Source organism: Sphingomonas fucosidasi (assembly GCF_036663855.1).
GTDB classification, from domain to species: Bacteria; Pseudomonadota; Alphaproteobacteria; order Sphingomonadales; family Sphingomonadaceae; genus Sphingomonas; species Sphingomonas faeni_B.
Genome location: NZ_JAXOJR010000001.1, coordinates 312,035 through 328,374 on the forward strand (window position 1 = coordinate 312,035; position 16,340 = coordinate 328,374).

Annotated in this window: 10 protein-coding genes; 6 read left to right on the forward strand and 4 right to left on the reverse strand. The window is 64.6% G+C overall.

Features of this window, described 5'->3' with window-relative positions; all coding sequences use genetic code 11:
* Positions 1–153: 153 nt before the first annotated feature.
* The 4 genes from U1737_RS01520 (at position 154) to U1737_RS01535 (ending at position 7,126) form a co-directional block, all read left to right on the forward strand.
* Positions 154–2,484, forward strand: coding sequence for a S9 family peptidase (locus U1737_RS01520; RefSeq protein ID WP_332795325.1), 2,331 nt, complete (start codon positions 154–156; stop codon positions 2,482–2,484).
* 646 nt (positions 2,485–3,130) lie between these two features.
* Positions 3,131–4,156: an aspartate-semialdehyde dehydrogenase gene (locus U1737_RS01525; RefSeq protein WP_248520938.1), complete on the forward strand. Its 1,026-nt coding sequence runs from the start codon at positions 3,131–3,133 to the stop codon at positions 4,154–4,156.
* Between the two features lie 176 nt (positions 4,157–4,332).
* The gene (locus U1737_RS01530; protein ID WP_332795326.1) at positions 4,333–5,094 is read left to right on the forward strand and encodes an alpha/beta fold hydrolase; all 762 of its coding nucleotides are present in this window, start codon (positions 4,333–4,335) and stop codon (positions 5,092–5,094) included.
* A 190-nt stretch (positions 5,095–5,284) separates the two neighbouring features.
* Positions 5,285–7,126, forward strand: a complete 1,842-nt coding sequence (locus tag U1737_RS01535; RefSeq protein WP_332795327.1) for a M2 family metallopeptidase — start codon at positions 5,285–5,287, stop codon at positions 7,124–7,126.
* 315 nt (positions 7,127–7,441) lie between these two features.
* Here U1737_RS01535 and U1737_RS01540 read toward each other — a convergent pair whose 3' ends face one another.
* The 3 genes from U1737_RS01540 to U1737_RS01550 all read right to left on the reverse strand — a co-directional run bounded on the left by U1737_RS01540 (position 7,442) and on the right by U1737_RS01550 (position 10,121).
* Positions 7,442–7,945 carry a hypothetical protein gene (locus tag U1737_RS01540; protein WP_332795328.1) on the reverse strand — a complete coding sequence of 168 codons (504 nt, stop codon included), beginning with the start codon at positions 7,943–7,945 and terminating at the stop codon, positions 7,442–7,444.
* Positions 7,946–8,023: 78 nt separating this feature from the next.
* A complete protein-coding gene (locus U1737_RS01545) occupies positions 8,024–9,460 on the reverse strand; it encodes an AMP nucleosidase (RefSeq protein ID WP_332795329.1) in 1,437 nt (478 codons plus the stop codon).
* A gap of 181 nt (positions 9,461–9,641) precedes the next feature.
* Positions 9,642–10,121, reverse strand: a complete 480-nt coding sequence (locus tag U1737_RS01550) for a peroxiredoxin (protein WP_332795330.1) — start codon at positions 10,119–10,121, stop codon at positions 9,642–9,644.
* 138 nt (positions 10,122–10,259) lie between these two features.
* Here U1737_RS01550 and U1737_RS01555 point away from each other — a divergent pair, with 138 nt between their 5' ends.
* The gene (locus U1737_RS01555; RefSeq protein ID WP_332795627.1) at positions 10,260–10,820 is read left to right on the forward strand and encodes a YqgE/AlgH family protein; all 561 of its coding nucleotides are present in this window, start codon (positions 10,260–10,262) and stop codon (positions 10,818–10,820) included.
* A gap of 278 nt (positions 10,821–11,098) precedes the next feature.
* A complete protein-coding gene (ahcY, locus tag U1737_RS01560; protein ID WP_332795331.1) occupies positions 11,099–12,532 on the forward strand; it encodes an adenosylhomocysteinase in 1,434 nt (477 codons plus the stop codon).
* A 412-nt stretch (positions 12,533–12,944) separates the two neighbouring features.
* Here the strand turns inward: ahcY and U1737_RS01565 are convergent, their stop codons facing one another.
* The gene (locus U1737_RS01565) at positions 12,945–16,016 is read right to left on the reverse strand and encodes a TonB-dependent receptor plug domain-containing protein (protein ID WP_332795332.1); all 3,072 of its coding nucleotides are present in this window, start codon (positions 16,014–16,016) and stop codon (positions 12,945–12,947) included.
* Positions 16,017–16,340: the final 324 nt, after the last annotated feature.

Consider the following 16,340-nt stretch of genomic DNA (forward strand, 5'->3'; position numbering starts at 1 on the left):
TTGTTCCTCGCCCGTCGGCCGGTGATCGGCACGGTTTGGATCGGCGCTGCGATGCGCCCTTTACGTCGCCCCATGGCGTCGCGATAACGCGCCACCGAACATCTTCGGGCCGCCGGGCGGTATCCGGCGGGGTGATCCCACGGAGTCTACAGGATGCGAACATGGTTGCTCGGGCTTGCGCTTGCTTCGGTCGGAACCGCCGCGATGGCTGCTGATCAGGTGACGCCCGCCGCCGGTCCTGCGGCAACAACCTCCGCGCCTGAGCCGGCGCGGCCGGTCGAGGCGGCGAAGCCCGGCGACCTGACGATGGCGCGCGTGTTCGGCAATCCGGACCTGTCGGGATCGCAACCCCGCGCGGTGCGGCTGTCACCGGACGGCACGTTGCTGACCTCGCTGCGCAATCGCGACGACGAGAAGGAGCGCTTCGATCTCTGGGCGGTCGACACCGCGACGGGCCAAGCGCGGATGCTGGTCGATTCGAAGAAGGTCGGCAGCGGCGCCGAACTCACCGAGGCCGAGAAGATGCAGCGCGAGCGCGCGCGGATCGGCGGACAGAAGGGCATCGTCGCGTATGACTGGGCGCCCGACGGCAAGTCGATCCTCGTGCCGCTCGACGGTGACCTGTATCTCGCCGGGCTTGACGGCAAGGTGACGCGGCTGACCAATACGCCCGGCGGCGAACTGAACCCGGTGGTCAGCCCCAAGGGCGGCTTCGTTTCGTTCGTCCGCGACCAGAATGTCTTCGTCCAACCGCTGAGCGGTGGCGCCGCGCGGGCCGTTACCACGGGCGGCGGCGGCACGGTGCATTTCGGCGAGGCGGAGTTCGTCGCGCAGGAGGAAATGGATCGCCGCACCGGCTATTGGTGGTCGCCCGACGAGCAATATGTCGCGGTCGAGCGGTTCGACGAAGCGCCGGTCCACACCGCCACGCGGGCGTCGATCGGCGCGACCGGGACCAAGGTCTACGAGCAGCGTTATCCCGCCGCCGGCACGCCCAACGTGCTGGTCGACCTGTATATCATGAAGCCCGACGGCTCGGGGCAGGTGAAGGTCGATCTCGGCACCAACCCCGACATCTATCTTGCGCGCGTGGACTGGACGCCGGACGGCCGGATGCTGCTGGTCCAGCGCCAGAGCCGCGACCAGAAGCTGCTGGAGATGCTCCGCGTCGATCCGGCGACAGGCAAGTCTACGGTGCTGTTCACCGAGAAGTCGGGCGTGAAGAGCTGGCTCAACCTGTCGGATGCGTATCATGTGCTCAAGGACGGGAGCCTGATCTGGCGGTCGGAGCGGAGCGGGTATGGGCATCTCTACCGGTTCGCATCGGGCAAGTGGACGCAACTGACCAAGGGCGACTGGGTCGTCACCGATCTGGTCGGGGTCGATGAAGCCAAGGGGCGCCTGTTCTTCCTCGGCAACAAGGACGACGTGCTCGAGCAGCAACTCTATTCGGTCGACGTCGCGAAGCCGAACGCGATCACCAAGCTGACCGAAACGGGCTGGTGGAACAGCGCGACGATGGACGCCGCCGCGAGCCGTTTCATCATCTCGCGCTCGAACCCCAAGCAGCCGACCCAGGTCTATCTGGCGGACGCGACCGGGAAGCGGATCTCGTGGATCAACGAGAATGCGGTGGTCGAGGGGCACCCCTATTACCCGTATCTATCGAGCCATCAGGAAACGAAGTTCGGGACTCTGAAGGCGAAGAACGGCATGACCCTCTATTACGAGATGATCACGCCGCCGCTGGAGCCGGGCAAGAAATACCCGGTGTTCTTCGAACATTACGGCGGACCCGGCACCGGTCAGCAGGTCACGCGCGGGTGGCAGGGCGGATTACCGCAATACCTCGTCGATCGCGGCTGGATCTATTTCAAGATCGACAATCGCGGCTCGTACAACCGCGGCAAGGCGTTCGAGGACCAGATCTATCACGCGATGGGCACGGTCGAAGTCGAGGATCAGCTGTCGGGGGCGAACTATCTGAAGTCGCTGCCGTTCGTCGAGCCGACCAAGATCGCGACCTATGGCTGGTCTTACGGCGGCTATATGTCGCTGAAGATGCTGGAGAAGACGCCGGGCGTGTATGCGGCCGCAGTGTCGGGCGCGCCGGTCACCGACTGGCAGTTGTACGACACGCATTACACCGAGCGGTATCTCGGCGATCCGGCGAAGGACCCGGCGAGCTATTCGACCTCGGCCGCGGTCGAGGAGGCGAACAGGATAGTCGATCCGTTGCTGCTGATTCACGGGATGGCGGACGACAACGTGTTCCTCGACAATTCGACCAAGGTTGCCGCGCGGATGCAGGAAACCGCGACGCCGTTCGAGATGATGTTCTACCCCGGCTACACGCACCGCGTATCGGGGCCGGGGATTAGCGAGCATGTCTGGGGGACGATCCTGAACTTCCTCGACCGGACGGTGAAGGACAAGCCGGTACCCGAGGTTACGCCTGCTGCGGCGCCAGTTTCGGCGAAGTAAACGCCGGTGCGGTTCGGCGAGACGGTCGGTACCCGACCGTCTCGCCACGTGCTCTCGAACTACGGCTGAAAACGTCCACTTGCAGACATCCGGGTCTTAGATACGATGGGCAGATGCCGCGCCGTATCCTAAAACTCATCGTCATGGTCGGCTTGCCGATATTGATTGGACAGTTCGCATTCGACTGGATTGACAGCGACTTACAGTCCGCCATCAGTCACCTTCCGACGAGAGCCATCTTTATCCTTGCTGTCTTGCTCGTGTGGGCCGCATTTCGGGAATACCGCGAGAGTAGAAAGAGGATCGTCCGCTAACCTCCCAAACCGCACACCAATTCTACCGAGAATCTGCTGACGATGTAGTAGCAGGTGGTCCGACCACTACGGCACCACCCCGGCCTCCGCCGGGGTGGTGCTATTATTGGTGAAGCTACTATTTGGGGCGGTGGTGCGAAAAGATTGTTCCCCCGCGAAGGCGGGGGGCCAGACTGGGCCCCCGCCTTCGCGGGGGAACATGGGGGCGGACAGTAAGGTGGCGTATAATCACGGCACCCCAAACCCCCTCTATCCGCGCAACAAGTCGAAAGCCGTTGGACCTGCCCGCGCAACGACGTTAGTGCGCGGCCAAGTCCAATCGGAGTTAAGACATGGGTTATCGGGTGGTGGTCGCAGGGGCGACCGGCAATGTCGGGCGCGAGATGCTCAATATCCTGGCGGAGCGCGAGTTTCCGGCGGACGAGATCGCCTGCGTCGCGTCGTCGCGCAGCCAGGGGTTGATGGTCGATTACGGCGACACCGGCAAGCAGATCAAATGCCAGAACATCGAGCATTTCGACTGGAACGGCTGGGACATGGCGCTGTTCGCGATCGGCTCCGAGGGCACCGCGGTCTACGCGCCGATCGCCGCCGCCGCCGGCTGCGTGGTGATCGACAATTCGTCGCTCTACCGCATGGACCCCGACGTGCCGCTGATCGTGCCCGAGGTGAACCCCGAGGCGATCGACGGCTATCGCGTGAAGAACATCATCGCCAACCCGAACTGCTCGACCGCGCAGATGGTCGTCGCGCTGAAGCCGCTGCATGACGCCGCGAAAATCCTGCGCGTGGTCGTCTCGACCTACCAGTCGGTGTCGGGCGCGGGCAAGGCGGGGATGGACGAGCTGTTCGAGCAGAGCCGCAACATCTTCGTCGGCGATCCGGCCGAGCCCAAGAAGTTCACCAAGCAGATCGCCTTCAACGTGATCCCGCACATCGACAGCTTCCTCGACGACGGCTCGACCAAGGAAGAGTGGAAGATGGTCGTCGAAACCAAGAAGATCCTCGACAAGAAGATCAAGGTCACCGCGACCTGCGTCCGCGTGCCGGTGTTCGTCGGCCATTCGGAAGCGATCAACATCGAGTTCGAGAACGAGATCTCGGCCGAGGAAGCGCAGAACATCCTCCGCGAGGCACCCGGCATCATGCTGGTCGATAAGCGCGAGGACGGCGGCTACATCACGCCGATCGAGTGCGTCGGCGACTTCGCGACGTACATCAGCCGCGTGCGCGAGGATCCGACCGTCGAGAACGGCCTGAACCTGTGGTGCGTCAGCGACAACCTCCGCAAGGGGGCGGCGCTGAACGCGGTCCAGATCGCCGAACTGCTCGGGCGCCGGCATCTGCAAAAGGCCTGATCCGCGCGACCGGGACGGACTGAACGACATTGCCGCGCCGCCATTACGAGATGGCGGCGCGGCTTTTTCTTGGGGCGTCGCACCGCGCACCCGGTTTGCGGTTCGCACGCCCGCGGGTTGACACCCCGGACCCGGGGACCGAATTGGCGGCACCCCCAGCACGACAGGACGAGACCGTGGCCAGCACCCCGAGCGATACCCAGTTTTTCGAGAGCTTCGACGGCACGCGGCTGGCGTGGCACGAGGTCGGCGAAGGCCGGGCCGTCGTGCTGATCCACGGCTATTTTTCCGACGCGAAGACCAACTGGATCCGCTACGGCCATGCCGCGAAGATCGCCGCGAAGGGCTTCCGGGTCATCATGCCCGACCTGCGCGCGCACGGCGACAGCGGGAAGCCGCATGGGCTCGAGGCGTATCCCGCCGATGCGCTGACGCAGGACGGTCACGCGTTGGTCGCCCATCTCGGGCTGACGAACTACGACCTGGGCGGCTATTCGCTCGGCGCGCGGACCACGTCGCGGATGCTGGCGACGGGGGCGACGCCGCGGCGTGTGATCTTCTCGGGCATGGGCTTGGAGGGGCTGACGCATACGTCGCGCCGCGCCTCGCACTTCCGGAACATCCTGACCAAGCTCGGGCAGCATGTGCAGGGCACGCCCGAATGGCTCGCGGAGGCATTCCTGAAGACCACCGGCGGCGATCCGGTCGCGCTGCTCGGCATCCTCGAGACCTTCGTCGATACGCCGCTGGAGTCGGTGAAGGCGATCCAGCAGCCGACTTTGGTCGTATGCGGGGGCGAGGACCAGGATAATGGCTCGGCCCCCGATCTGGCTGCGGTCCTGCCGCATGGCGAGTATATCGAGACGCCGGGCGGCCATATGAGCGCGGTCGTGAAGCCCGAGCTTGGCCAGGCGATCGCGGATTTCCTCGCACGATAAAACCAAACTGCCCGCCTCAAGACGTCATCCTGACGAAAGTCAGGACCCAGGGTAACCCGCGTCGTCCTATGTGGCTCTGGGTCCCGACTTTCGTCAGGCTGACGGAGGGAGGCGAGCATCACGCTCGGCATGGTGGGTTGACCTCGCCATGCTCCATCCGCAATCAATGCCCCGTATAAAGGGGATAATGATGGTTCGGTTCAGCGTTTCGATGTTTGCTCTGGCCGGCGCGCTGTGCGCTGTGCCGTCCGTTGCCGGCGCCCAGGCCGCCACCAAAGTCGCTGCCACCGGCAAGCCGACCGTCGCGCAGGCGGATGCCTTTGTCGCCGAGGCCGAGCGGGTGTTCGCCGCGAAGTCGGTCGATGCGTCGCGCGTCGCCTGGGTCAACGCAACCTACATCACCGACGACACCGATGCGCTGGCCGCGAAGTCGGGCGCGGAGATGACCGATCTCGGCGTGAAGTACGCGCTCGGCGCGGCCCGCTATGCGTCCCTCCCGGGGCTTTCGTTCGACACCAAGCGCAAGCTCGATCTGTTGCGCGGCGGCCTGACGCTGCCGGCCCCGACGCGCGCGGGCGCGTCCGAGGAGCTGTCGACGCTGACCACCAAGATGTCGTCCTTCTACGGCAAGGGTATGGGCACGCTCGACGGCAAGCCGATCAACGGCTCGGATATCGAGGCGGCGATGGGCGAGAGCCGCGATCCGGTGAAGCTGCAGGAGATGTGGACGAGCTGGAATGACAAGGTCGGTGCGCCGATGCGCGGCGACTATGCCAAGATGACCGCGATCTCCAACGAAGGCGCGCGCGAGCTCGGCTACAAGGACGTCGGCGCGCTGTGGCGCTCCGGCTACGACATGACGCCCGAGCAGTTCGCAGCGCTCACCGACAAGATCTGGAAAGAGGTCGAGCCGCTCTACATGGCGCTCCACACCTACACGCGGTGGAAGCTCAACGAGAAATACGGCGACGCGGTGCAGGCCAAGACCGGGCCGATCCGCAGCGATCTGCTCGGCAACATGTGGGCGCAGGAGTGGGGCAATATCTACGACATCGTCGCGCCAAAGGGGGCAGGTGACGTCGGTTACGACACCGGCGATTTGCTCAAGGCCAAGGGCTATGACCCGCTGAAAATGGTGAAGCAGGGCGAGGGGTTCTACTCGTCGCTCGGCTTCGCACCGCTGCCCGACACGTTCTGGAAGCGGTCGCAGATCACCAAGCCCGCCGACCGCGACGTGATCTGTCACGCGTCGGCCTGGGATCTCGACAACCAGGACGATATCCGGATCAAGATGTGCACGAAGGTGAACGCGGACGACTTCGTCACGATCCACCACGAGCTCGGCCACAATTACTATCAGCGCGCGTACAAGGCGCAGCCGATGTTCTACAAGAACGGCGCGAACGATGGCTTCCACGAGGCGATTGGCGATACCGTCGCTTTGTCGATCACGCCGGATTACCTGGTGAAGATCGGCCTGCTCGACCAGGCGAAGGTGCCGAGCGCGGACAAGGACATCGGGCTGCTGCTGCGCCAGGCGATGGACAAGGTGGCGTTCCTGCCGTTCGGGCTGCTGATCGACAAATGGCGTTGGGGCGTGTTCTCGGGCCAGATCCCGACGACCGGCTATCAGGCGGCATGGGACAAGCTGCGGCTCCAGTATCAGGGCATCAAGCCCCCGGTTGCGCGCGACGAGACCAAGTTCGATGCGGGCGGCAAATACCATATCCCGGCGGCGGTACCGTACACGCGCTACTTCCTGGCGCGGGTGTTGCAGTTCCAGTTCTACAAGGCGGCGTGCGACCAGTCCGGCTGGAAGGGACCGCTGCATCGCTGTTCGTTCTACGGCGACAAGGCGGTCGGCACGAAGCTGAACGCGATGCTGAGCATGGGGCAGTCCAAGCCCTGGCCGGACGCGCTACAGGTATTCACCGGCAGCCGCGAGATGTCGGGCGCGGCACTCGTCGAGTATTTTGCGCCGTTGAAGACATGGCTGGACGTGCAGAACAAGGGCAAGCCGACCGGGTGGTGATGGGGCCTTTGGCTTATCGCCAGCTGACGTTCGCGTTCTAACTTCTAGTTCCCCCGCGAAAGCGGGGGCCCAGGGTTACGAACGCACCCGTGGTTTAGCTAGGCCCCCGCCTCCGCGGGGGAACGGGAAATATGCTGGGATCGCGCAAAATTGCACCACCCCGGCGAAGGCCGGGGCCCAGTTGGAACGTCCAGAGTAACGAAGCGCATCGCTCGGTTAGCAACGTCCCCCAACTGGGCCCCGGCCTCCGCCGGGGTGGCGTGCTATCTGGGGTGGCGTGCTATCCGGGGTGGTGAGCTGTTCGGCGTGAGCCGCTTACTCCGGAACCGTCCGCGGATCAGCAATGCCAGCCTCGAACGACTTCGACGAATCCGCCCCGTCGGCCTGATGCGCCTGCTTGCCCTTCGACTTAAGCGGTGCCGCAGCCTTGGGCGTGCTCCCCCGCAGCGTCAGCAGCGCCCCAACGGCCGCACCCGCTACCGCGACACCGCTGAAGATCGCCGCAGCACCCCATTTGCCACGGATCTTTTCCGGCAAAGTGGCGACTGCAACTGGCGTGACCGGCTTGCGCGCAGACACGGGGCGCGGGGTGCTGCGCTTGGTCGAGCGCGGCTTGGGCGCTGGTTTCGCAACCGGTTTAGGCGGCGCAACGGGCACCGGCTTGTCCGCAACCGGTTTCGCGACCGGTACGGGCTTAGCTGCGACCGGCTTTACCGATGACGCAGCCGGCGCCGCTTTCGGCGCACTGGCCTTACGCGGTGCCCTCCGGCGTGCGGCGGGCTTCTTCGCTTCAGTATCGGGCGTGTCGGTGTCAGCCACGGCTATCTTCCCTCAGCAATGATTCCGGAACCGTAACGCATTCCAAGGCGATCCGCTCCGGTTTTTACCCGTCCGCCGTTACCGGAACGGCGGCTCGTCGAACGCGCGGAGCTTGCGGCTGTGCAGCTTGGCGCCCTCGAGCCGCAATTGTTCGCAGGTCTCGATGCCGATCCGCAGATGCTCGCTGATCGCGCGTTCGTAGAAGCGGTTGGCCTGCCCCGGCAGCTTGAGCTCGCCGTGCAGCGGCTTGTCCGAGACGCAGAGCAACGTGCCGTAGGGGACGCGGAACCGGTACCCTTGTGCGGCGATAGTCGCCGACTCCATGTCGATGCCGACCGCGCGGCTCAGCGAAAAGCGCAGCGCGGACTTCGAATAGCGGAGTTCCCAGTTGCGGTCGTCGGTCGTCACGATCGTGCCGGTGCGGAGGCGGCGCTTCAATTCCTCACCCGACTGGCCCGACACGATCTCCGCCGCCTTGGCCATCGCGACCTGGACTTCGGCGATGGCCGGCACCGGGATCTCGGGCGGCAGGACGTCGTCGAGCACATGGTCGTCGCGCAGATAGGCATGCGCGAGCACATAATCGCCGATCCGCTGGCTCGGCCGCAGTCCGCCGCAATGACCGATCATCAGCCAAGCCTCGGGCCGCAGCACCGCGAGATGGTCGCAGATCGTCTTCGCGTTCGACGGGCCGACGCCGATGTTGACGAGCGTGATGCCGGTACGGTCGTCCGCCATCAGGTGATAGGCGGGCATCTGGTGCCGCCGCCAGGCGCTGTCGGAGATGATCTTGTCGATGTCTTCGCCCGACGAGATCGTGATCCCGCCCGCGCCCGACAGGCTGGTGAAACGGCTGCCTTCCCCCAGCTGCGTGCCCGCCCAGCGGACGAATTCGTCGACGTAGCGGTGATAGTTGGTGAACAGCACGAAGCGCTGCGCGTGCTCGGCGGGGGTGCCCATATAGTGGCGCAGGCGGGCGAGGCTGAAATCGGTGCGCAGGCCGTCGAACAGCGCGAGCGGGCGCGTGTCGTCGTTCGCGACCCAGAGACCGTCGGCGATCTCGTCGCCGATATGCGCGAGTTCGGTGGCGGGGAAATGGCGCGACAATTCGGTCGCGGAGACCTCGTCTAGGCTCAGCGCGTGGCCGGGTTCGATCACATAGGGGAACGGGATTTCCTGGCGACCCTCGACCGCCTCGACGGTGACGTCGTAGTCCTCGATCAGCAGGGTCAGCTGTTCGATCAGATATTCGGCGAAGATCGCGGGCTTGGTGACGCTGATCTTGTATTCGCCGGGCGTGACCATGCGGCCGAACGAGCGCAGCGGCGTGGGGCGATCGACGCCGCCTTTATAGGTCAGTCGGATTTCGGGATAGGCGAACGACCCGTCGGTGCGGCTGGCGGGATCGGGCGTCGTGCCGTCGGCGATATAGGCGCTCATGGCGGCTTGGAGGCGCTCGACGGAGGCGCGGTAGAGGCGGTCAAGGTCGGCGACGAGGTCGGATGCGATTGTCATCGGCGAGTGTTAAGCGGCGATCGTTACGGTGGCAAGACCACCTCAATCCTCCCCGTGTCGGGGAGGTGGCAGCCCGCTTGGGCTGACGGAGGGGGCGCTCCACGAGCGTAACGCTCGCAGTGAGCCCCCTCCACCCTTCGGCAAAGGTGCCGAACGGTCCCCCTCCCCGTACCGGGGAGGATTAGATCTCGCTCAGCAGATGCTCGGCCGAACTCACCTTGAACTCGCCCGGCGCCTCGACGTTCAGCTGCTCGACCACACCGTCGTTGACCAGCATCGAGTAACGCTGGCTGCGCGTGCCCATGCCGAAGCCCGAGCCGTCCATCGTCAGGCCGATCGCCTCGGCGAAATCGCCATTGCCGTCCGCCAGCATGGTGATGTCGCCGGCGCCCGCCGACTTGCCCCAGGCGCCCATCACGAACGCGTCGTTGACCGAGACGCAGGCGATCTCGTCGACGCCCTTGGCCTTCAGCTCGGCTTCCTTTTCGACGAAGCCGGGGAGGTGCTTGGCCGAGCAGGTCGGCGTAAACGCGCCGGGGACCGCGAACAACGCGACCTTGCGGCCCTTGAAGAAGCTGTCGGTGTCGACCTGGTCGGGGCCATCCGTGGTGGCCTTGACGAGAGTGGTGGTGGGAAGGCGGTCGCCGACGCTGATCGTCATCTGAAAATCTCCTGTGCCGCGCGGTGTTCGCGCAGAGCCTGTATGTCGCGCGTTGATCTCACGCGGCCCGTACCTCGTACGCCTTGCGCGCTATTTCAAGCGTGGCGGGCGGCGGTGTGCGTCGCTATGTTCCAAGCCATGGACAAGACGGCTTTTCTCTCCGGACAATTCCTGCTCGCGATGCCCGGCATGAGCGACCCGCGGTTCGCGCGCGCGGTGATCGCGATGTGCAGCCATGACGAGAATGGCGCGATCGGCATCGGCCTCGGCGCGACGATCGATGGGTTGGGCTTCCACGACCTGCTCGAACAGTTCGGGATCGAACCGGGTGATGCCCCCAACGCACCGGTCCATTTCGGCGGCCCGGTCGAGCCGCGGCGCGGCTTCGTGATACATTCGTCGGATTGGGGCGGGCAGGACTCGGTTGATGTTGCCGGGCTATGGAAGCTGTCGAGCACGGTCGATGTGCTCCGCGCGATTGCGGACGGGAAGGGGCCGTCCCAGTGGGTCGTGGCGCTGGGCTATGCCGGCTGGGACCCCGGCCAGCTTGAGGGGGAATTGTCGCGACCGGGGTGGTTCAATGTGCTCGGCGATACCGACCTCCTGTTCGACACCGCGCCGGACGACCGCTGGACCTATGCGTTCGCGCAGGCCGGCGTGGACCCGCGGTTGCTGGTCGCGGAGACGGGCCGGGCGTAGTTTAATCCTCCCCCGCAAGGGGAGGTGGCTGGCTCTTGCCAGACGGAGGGGGCGGTAAGCGAAACCCCTGTTCCGTGACCTCCCCCTCCGTCGCCTTCGGCGCTACCTCCCCCTGGCGGGGGAGGAAAGTTTGCCTCGGCACCGGCGGTCGGCGGAGGTCGATCCAACATATAAAGATATCTTTATATTTGATTTGAGGCCCTCGATCCTCTAAGGCGCAGGCCATCCGGCACGGGCATGAGGCTCGCCGATCAAAGATTATTCCAGGAGATATCCTCGTGGCCACCACGCTCGCGCCCCAGAAAACTGCCGGCAAGCCCGACTATGTCATCGCCGACATCAGCCTCGCTGAATTCGGCCGCGCCGAGATCAACATCGCCGAGACCGAGATGCCCGGCCTGATGAGCTTGCGCACCGAGTTCGGTCCGTCGCAGCCGCTGAAGGGTGCGCGGATCACCGGTTCGCTGCACATGACGATCCAGACCGCCGTCCTGATCGAGACGTTGACCGCGCTCGGCGCCGACGTCCGCTGGGCGACGTGCAACATCTTCTCGACGCAGGACCATGCCGCCGCCGCGATCGCCGCGACCGGCGTCCCCGTGTTCGCGATCAAGGGCGAGAGCCTCGCGGATTACTGGAACTATGTCGGCGACATCTTCGCGTGGGATCGGGAGATCGAAGGCCAGACCGCCAACATCATCCTCGATGACGGCGGCGACGCGACGATGTTCGCACTCTGGGGCGCCAAGCTCGAAGCCGGCCACACGATGCCCGAGCCCGAGAACGAGGAAGAGGTCGAGATGCAGCGTGCGCTGAAGGCGTACGTCGCGAAGAACCCGGGTTACCTCACCGAGACGGTCAAGAACCTGAAAGGCGTCTCGGAAGAGACCACCACGGGCGTCCACCGCCTGTACGAGATCGCCAAGAAGGGCGAGCTGCCGTTCCCGGCGATCAACGTCAACGACTCGGTCACCAAGTCGAAGTTCGACAACCTCTACGGCTGCAAGGAATCGCTGGTCGACGCGATCCGTCGCGCGACCGACGTCATGCTCGCCGGCAAGGTCGCCTGCGTCGCCGGCTTCGGTGACGTCGGCAAGGGCTCGGCCCAGTCGCTCCGCAACGGCGGCGCACGCGTGATGGTCACCGAAGTCGATCCGATCTGCGCACTGCAGGCGGCGATGGAGGGCTTCGAGGTCGTGACGATGGAAGAGGCCGTGTCGCGTGCCGACATCTTCTGCACCGCGACCGGCAACGCCGACGTCATCACCGCCGATCACATGAAGGCGATGAAGCCGATGTCGATCGTCTGCAACATCGGCCACTTCGACTCGGAGATCCAGATTGCCGCGCTGTCGAACTACGACTGGACCGAAGTGAAGCCCGGCACCGACCTGGTGAAGTTCCCGGACGGCAAGCAGATCATCATCCTGGCGAAGGGTCGCCTGGTGAACCTGGGTTGCGCCACCGGCCACCCGTCGTTCGTGATGTCGGCCAGCTTCACCAACCAGACGCTCGCGCAGATCGAGCTCTGGACCAAGGGTGAGAACTACAAGAACGAAGTATACGTCCTGCCGAAGCACCTCGACGAGAAGGTCGCGATGCTCCACCTCGAGAAGCTCGGCGTGAAGCTGTCGAAGCTTTCCGACAAGCAGGCCGGTTACATCGGCGTGCCGGTCGAAGGCCCGTTCAAGCCGGACCACTACCGCTACTGATCGTTCGCACGATCGTTGCGTAAAGGGCCGCGTCCACCATTAGGTGGGCGCGGCCTTTTTGCGTTAAGACTACCCAGCCTGAGAAGGACGAGATGGTTGCTCACGCCAGGGCGCAAAGACGCCAAGTAGAAAAAGACGCCAAGTAGAAGAGGCAAGGGGAGTTGCGGGGGATACCCAGCGATAGCGAGGCTGCCAGTGTGCATAATCAGTCTGCATAGCGGGCAAGCTCGGACCGCTTGTCGATATCTTCGCGCCTTCGCGTGAATGCGATGTGTCGGGGGCTGCCGGACTTGGCGTGATGACATCGCGGTGGAAGCTCAGTCGCTACACTGCGTTCCTACTGCCCGCCGTCCACCACACAAAAAAAGGGAGCCGTTTCCGGCTCCCTTCCAAGGACGATCTTGCGGAAGGATCAGAAGTTGATCCGGACACCCGCATAATAGCGGCGGCCCAGCGCGTCATACGTGCCTGCATCGGTATCCTGGCCACCCGACGCGCCGATGTCGGCGAGATAGGGAGGCTTGTTGTTCAGCAGGTTGGACCCACCGACGTAGAATTCGAAGCCGTCGCTTGTCTGGAAGCGGATCTGCGAGTCGAGGTAGAACTGCGGACGCACGCGGTAGAGCGGATTGGTACCCGGGCGTGCACCCGTCAGCTGATCGTCCAGGCTCGCCTGGCTGATCCACGTACCCGTCATCGTCAGGCCGACGCCGTCGATGTCGTACGACGCATTGGTCGTGAACCGGTCACGCGATGCGCCGATTTCGCCCGCGAAATAATCGCGGTCGGCGTCCGGCAGCGGCACGGTGTAGCCCGAGATCAGATGCGTGTACGACCCGCGCAGCCCGAGCGTACCGGCAAGGCCGATATCGGTCAGGTCCTGGCGATAGGTGATGACCGTATCGATGCCCTGGGTCTTCACGCCGCCGCTGTTGAGGAAGCTGTTGGTCAGCTGGTCGAGCGACCCAGCGCTGTTCGGGCCCAATGGCCCTGCGCGGCGTGTGATCTGGCTGCAATAGTCCGTGGCACCCTGCTCGTAGCACTGGTTCAGGATGTACTGCAGAGGCGTCTGGACGATCGCATCCTTGATACGGATGTTGAAGTAGTCGACCGTGACGACCAGATTGCGCAGCGCCCGGATCGAACGCGGGTTGATGACGACGCCCGCGGTGAACGAATCGCCCTTTTCTTCATTCAGGTTCGGGTTGCCGCCGCCGAAGCTGGTGACCCCCTGGACGTCGGCCTGGTTCGCGGTGAACGTGCCGCCATTGGCCGCGATGTTCGCCAGCACGCCGGGTGCCGCACGGCAGGTCGTGCCGAGCGTGCCGGTCGTCGCGGCGGTCACGCCGATGCAGGGATCGTTGACGCTCGGAAAGTCCTGCTGCGGCGCCTGGAACAGCTCGTTGATGTTCGGTGCACGGACCGAGCGGGCCTGCATCACACGGAAGCGGATGTCGTCGATCGGCGCCCATTCCCCGCCGAAATTATAGCTGTAGGTCGTGCCCACGGTCGAATAGTCGGACACCCGGATCGCGCCGCGCACGCTGAGCGACTGGAAGAACGGACGATCCTGGATGATCGGCGCGACGACTTCGGCGAATCCCTCCCAGAGATGGAAGCGACCGGCGGTGGACGGCAGCGCATTGTTGCCGTTCAGGCCCTGCTGCGTGAGCAGATCGAAGTCGTTGCGGCTGCTTTCGCGGCGATATTCGGTGCCGATGCTGAACCCGACCGGGTCGGCGCCGAACAGCGAGAACAGCTTGCCCGATACGTTGCCGCCGGCGACCGTCTGCGTCACCTTCGTGCTGAGCGTGGTCGGCACGGCGAGATACGACGCCGCCGGCGTCAGCGCGCCTGCGCCATAGATGTTTGCCGGTACGCAGCCTGCGGCGCGTGCGGCGGGGTCGGCGCAGACGATCTGGCCGGTTGCCGGATCGCGGTAGGAGTTCAACGCCTGGAAGAAGTTAGCGGTATTGAACTGCCCGCTGCCGACCTGGTCTTCCTTGGTCTGCCCGTAGATGCCGTACACTTCGTAGTTGAAGCGATCGTCCAGGAACTTGCCGTTCGCGCCGCCGGCGATGCGGAAGACGTCACGCGTGACGCTGCTGGTGCGCGGGCCGAAATCGGAAAGGCGGCGGTCGAAATAAATGTCCTTCAGGCCGTCGCCGTTGGTGTCGGTCGCCGCGTTGAAGATCGCGTCCGGGACATAGGGGTTACGATAGGTGATGCCGCCGACGACCGTCTGGATCGGGATCTGACCCGAGTTGCGCGGGTTGCTGAAGGTCGAATCGAGCGGGAAGGGCTCGATCACCGTGTTGACCTTGGTCTTCGCGTAATTGCCCTCGATAAACAGGTTCAGCGCCGGCGAGACTTCGAAATTGGCCCGTCCCGCGCCGACATACCGTTCGACCGGAACGGCGAGGTAGCGGGTGCTCGACCGGTTGAAGCCGTCCGCACCGGCCGCCGTGCCATCGGCATTGACGCACCCGTCGGTGCCATTGGTCGAGACGCAGTCACGCAGTGCCCCGTCCTGGCCATAGGTGAACGTGCTGTCGCCGGCGTAGTAACGGCCCTGCGGCGCGAAGCCCGACAAATATGGGCGTTCCGGGGTGAACAGGTCGGCGTCGTTGCCGGTGACATAGGCGCCGCGACTGGTGGAATCGATCGCGCTGGAACCGGCTTCGGTAAAGCGGTCGCGCTTCAGGACGGTGCCCTGCTTCGAATAACCGCCGAACAACATGATGTTGCCGCGACCGTCGGCGAAGTTCTTGCCGACCAGTGCGTTGATCTGGCGATCGAACCCGTCGCCATATTGCGACATGCCGACCTGGCCGTCCAGCTGCACGCCGTCGAACTTGGTCTTGTAGATCATGTTGACGACGCCGGCGACCGCGTCCGAGCCATAGACGGCCGATGCGCCGCCGGTGAGGACGTCGACCCGCTCGAGAAACTGCGTCGGGATGACGTTGAGGTCGACCGCGTTGCTGCCGGGCAGGCCCGAGACGAAGCGGCGGCCGTTGACCAGTACCAGCGTGCGGTCCTCGCCGAGGTTGCGCAGATTGACCGTCGCGATACCGGCGCCCTGCGTTGCGAAGCTCGAATTCGTGCGGCTGACGCCGGGCGTGCCGAATGCCGGGTTCTGCAGCAGCACGTCCTGGACGTTGATCGCGCCCGACTGCTGGATCTGCGTGATGCCGACGCTCTGCAGCGGCGAGGCAGCGGTAGCGGATGGCGACGCGATGCGCGATCCGGTGACGACGATGTCGCCCGGAGCCTGGTCGGCTTGCGGCGCATCAGTCGTGGTCTGATTGGCGGTCTGATTAGCGGCCGACTGCGCGGTCGTTTGATCGACGGGCGGCTGCGTTGCCATCGGATCGGTGGCCGGTGCTTCGGTCGGCGCGACCTGAGCGACCGCAGGAGCGGCGAGGGCAACGGCACCCACGAACAACGTCGTGGCCAGCAAACGGCGGCGATAGGTCTGCATTCTAAAGGGTCCTGGCATATGGTTCGGGCGAAACGACAAGGGGGCTGTCGTTCGCCGATGCGGCGCTGCCTAAGGCTGGGACATCGGTCCTGCCATTATCTTGCGGCGAACCGCGACCGATTATTGCTTGGTGTTTCCTCCATGCAACACTCCGGCACGCTTGCGGTCCTATTTGCCCTATGTGCAGGGCCTGCAGACTTTGGACCGTCGCCTGAAGGGGCTGCTTGGGACGACAATCGACGGGTGGTTTTCCATCCGTCTTCCCCATCGGCCTCGTCACGCTTAGACGGGTGACGATGATCTTGCTTCGTATCCCGTCCGCTT

Excerpts from the sequence above, each read along its gene's own strand:
- U1737_RS01520 (WP_332795325.1), top strand. The coding sequence starts at position 154 with ATGCGAACATGGTTGCTCGGGCTTGCGCTTGCTTCGGTCGGAACCGCC.
- U1737_RS01555 (WP_332795627.1), top strand. The coding sequence starts at position 10,260 with ATGGACAAGACGGCTTTTCTCTCCGGACAATTCCTGCTCGCGATGCCC.
- U1737_RS01545 (WP_332795329.1), bottom strand. The coding sequence starts at position 9,460 with ATGACAATCGCATCCGACCTCGTCGCCGACCTTGACCGCCTCTACCGC.
- U1737_RS01535 (WP_332795327.1), top strand. The coding sequence starts at position 5,285 with ATGGTTCGGTTCAGCGTTTCGATGTTTGCTCTGGCCGGCGCGCTGTGC.
- U1737_RS01525 (WP_248520938.1), top strand. The coding sequence starts at position 3,131 with ATGGGTTATCGGGTGGTGGTCGCAGGGGCGACCGGCAATGTCGGGCGC.
- U1737_RS01565 (WP_332795332.1), bottom strand. The coding sequence starts at position 16,016 with ATGCAGACCTATCGCCGCCGTTTGCTGGCCACGACGTTGTTCGTGGGT.
- U1737_RS01550 (WP_332795330.1), bottom strand. The coding sequence starts at position 10,121 with ATGACGATCAGCGTCGGCGACCGCCTTCCCACCACCACTCTCGTCAAG.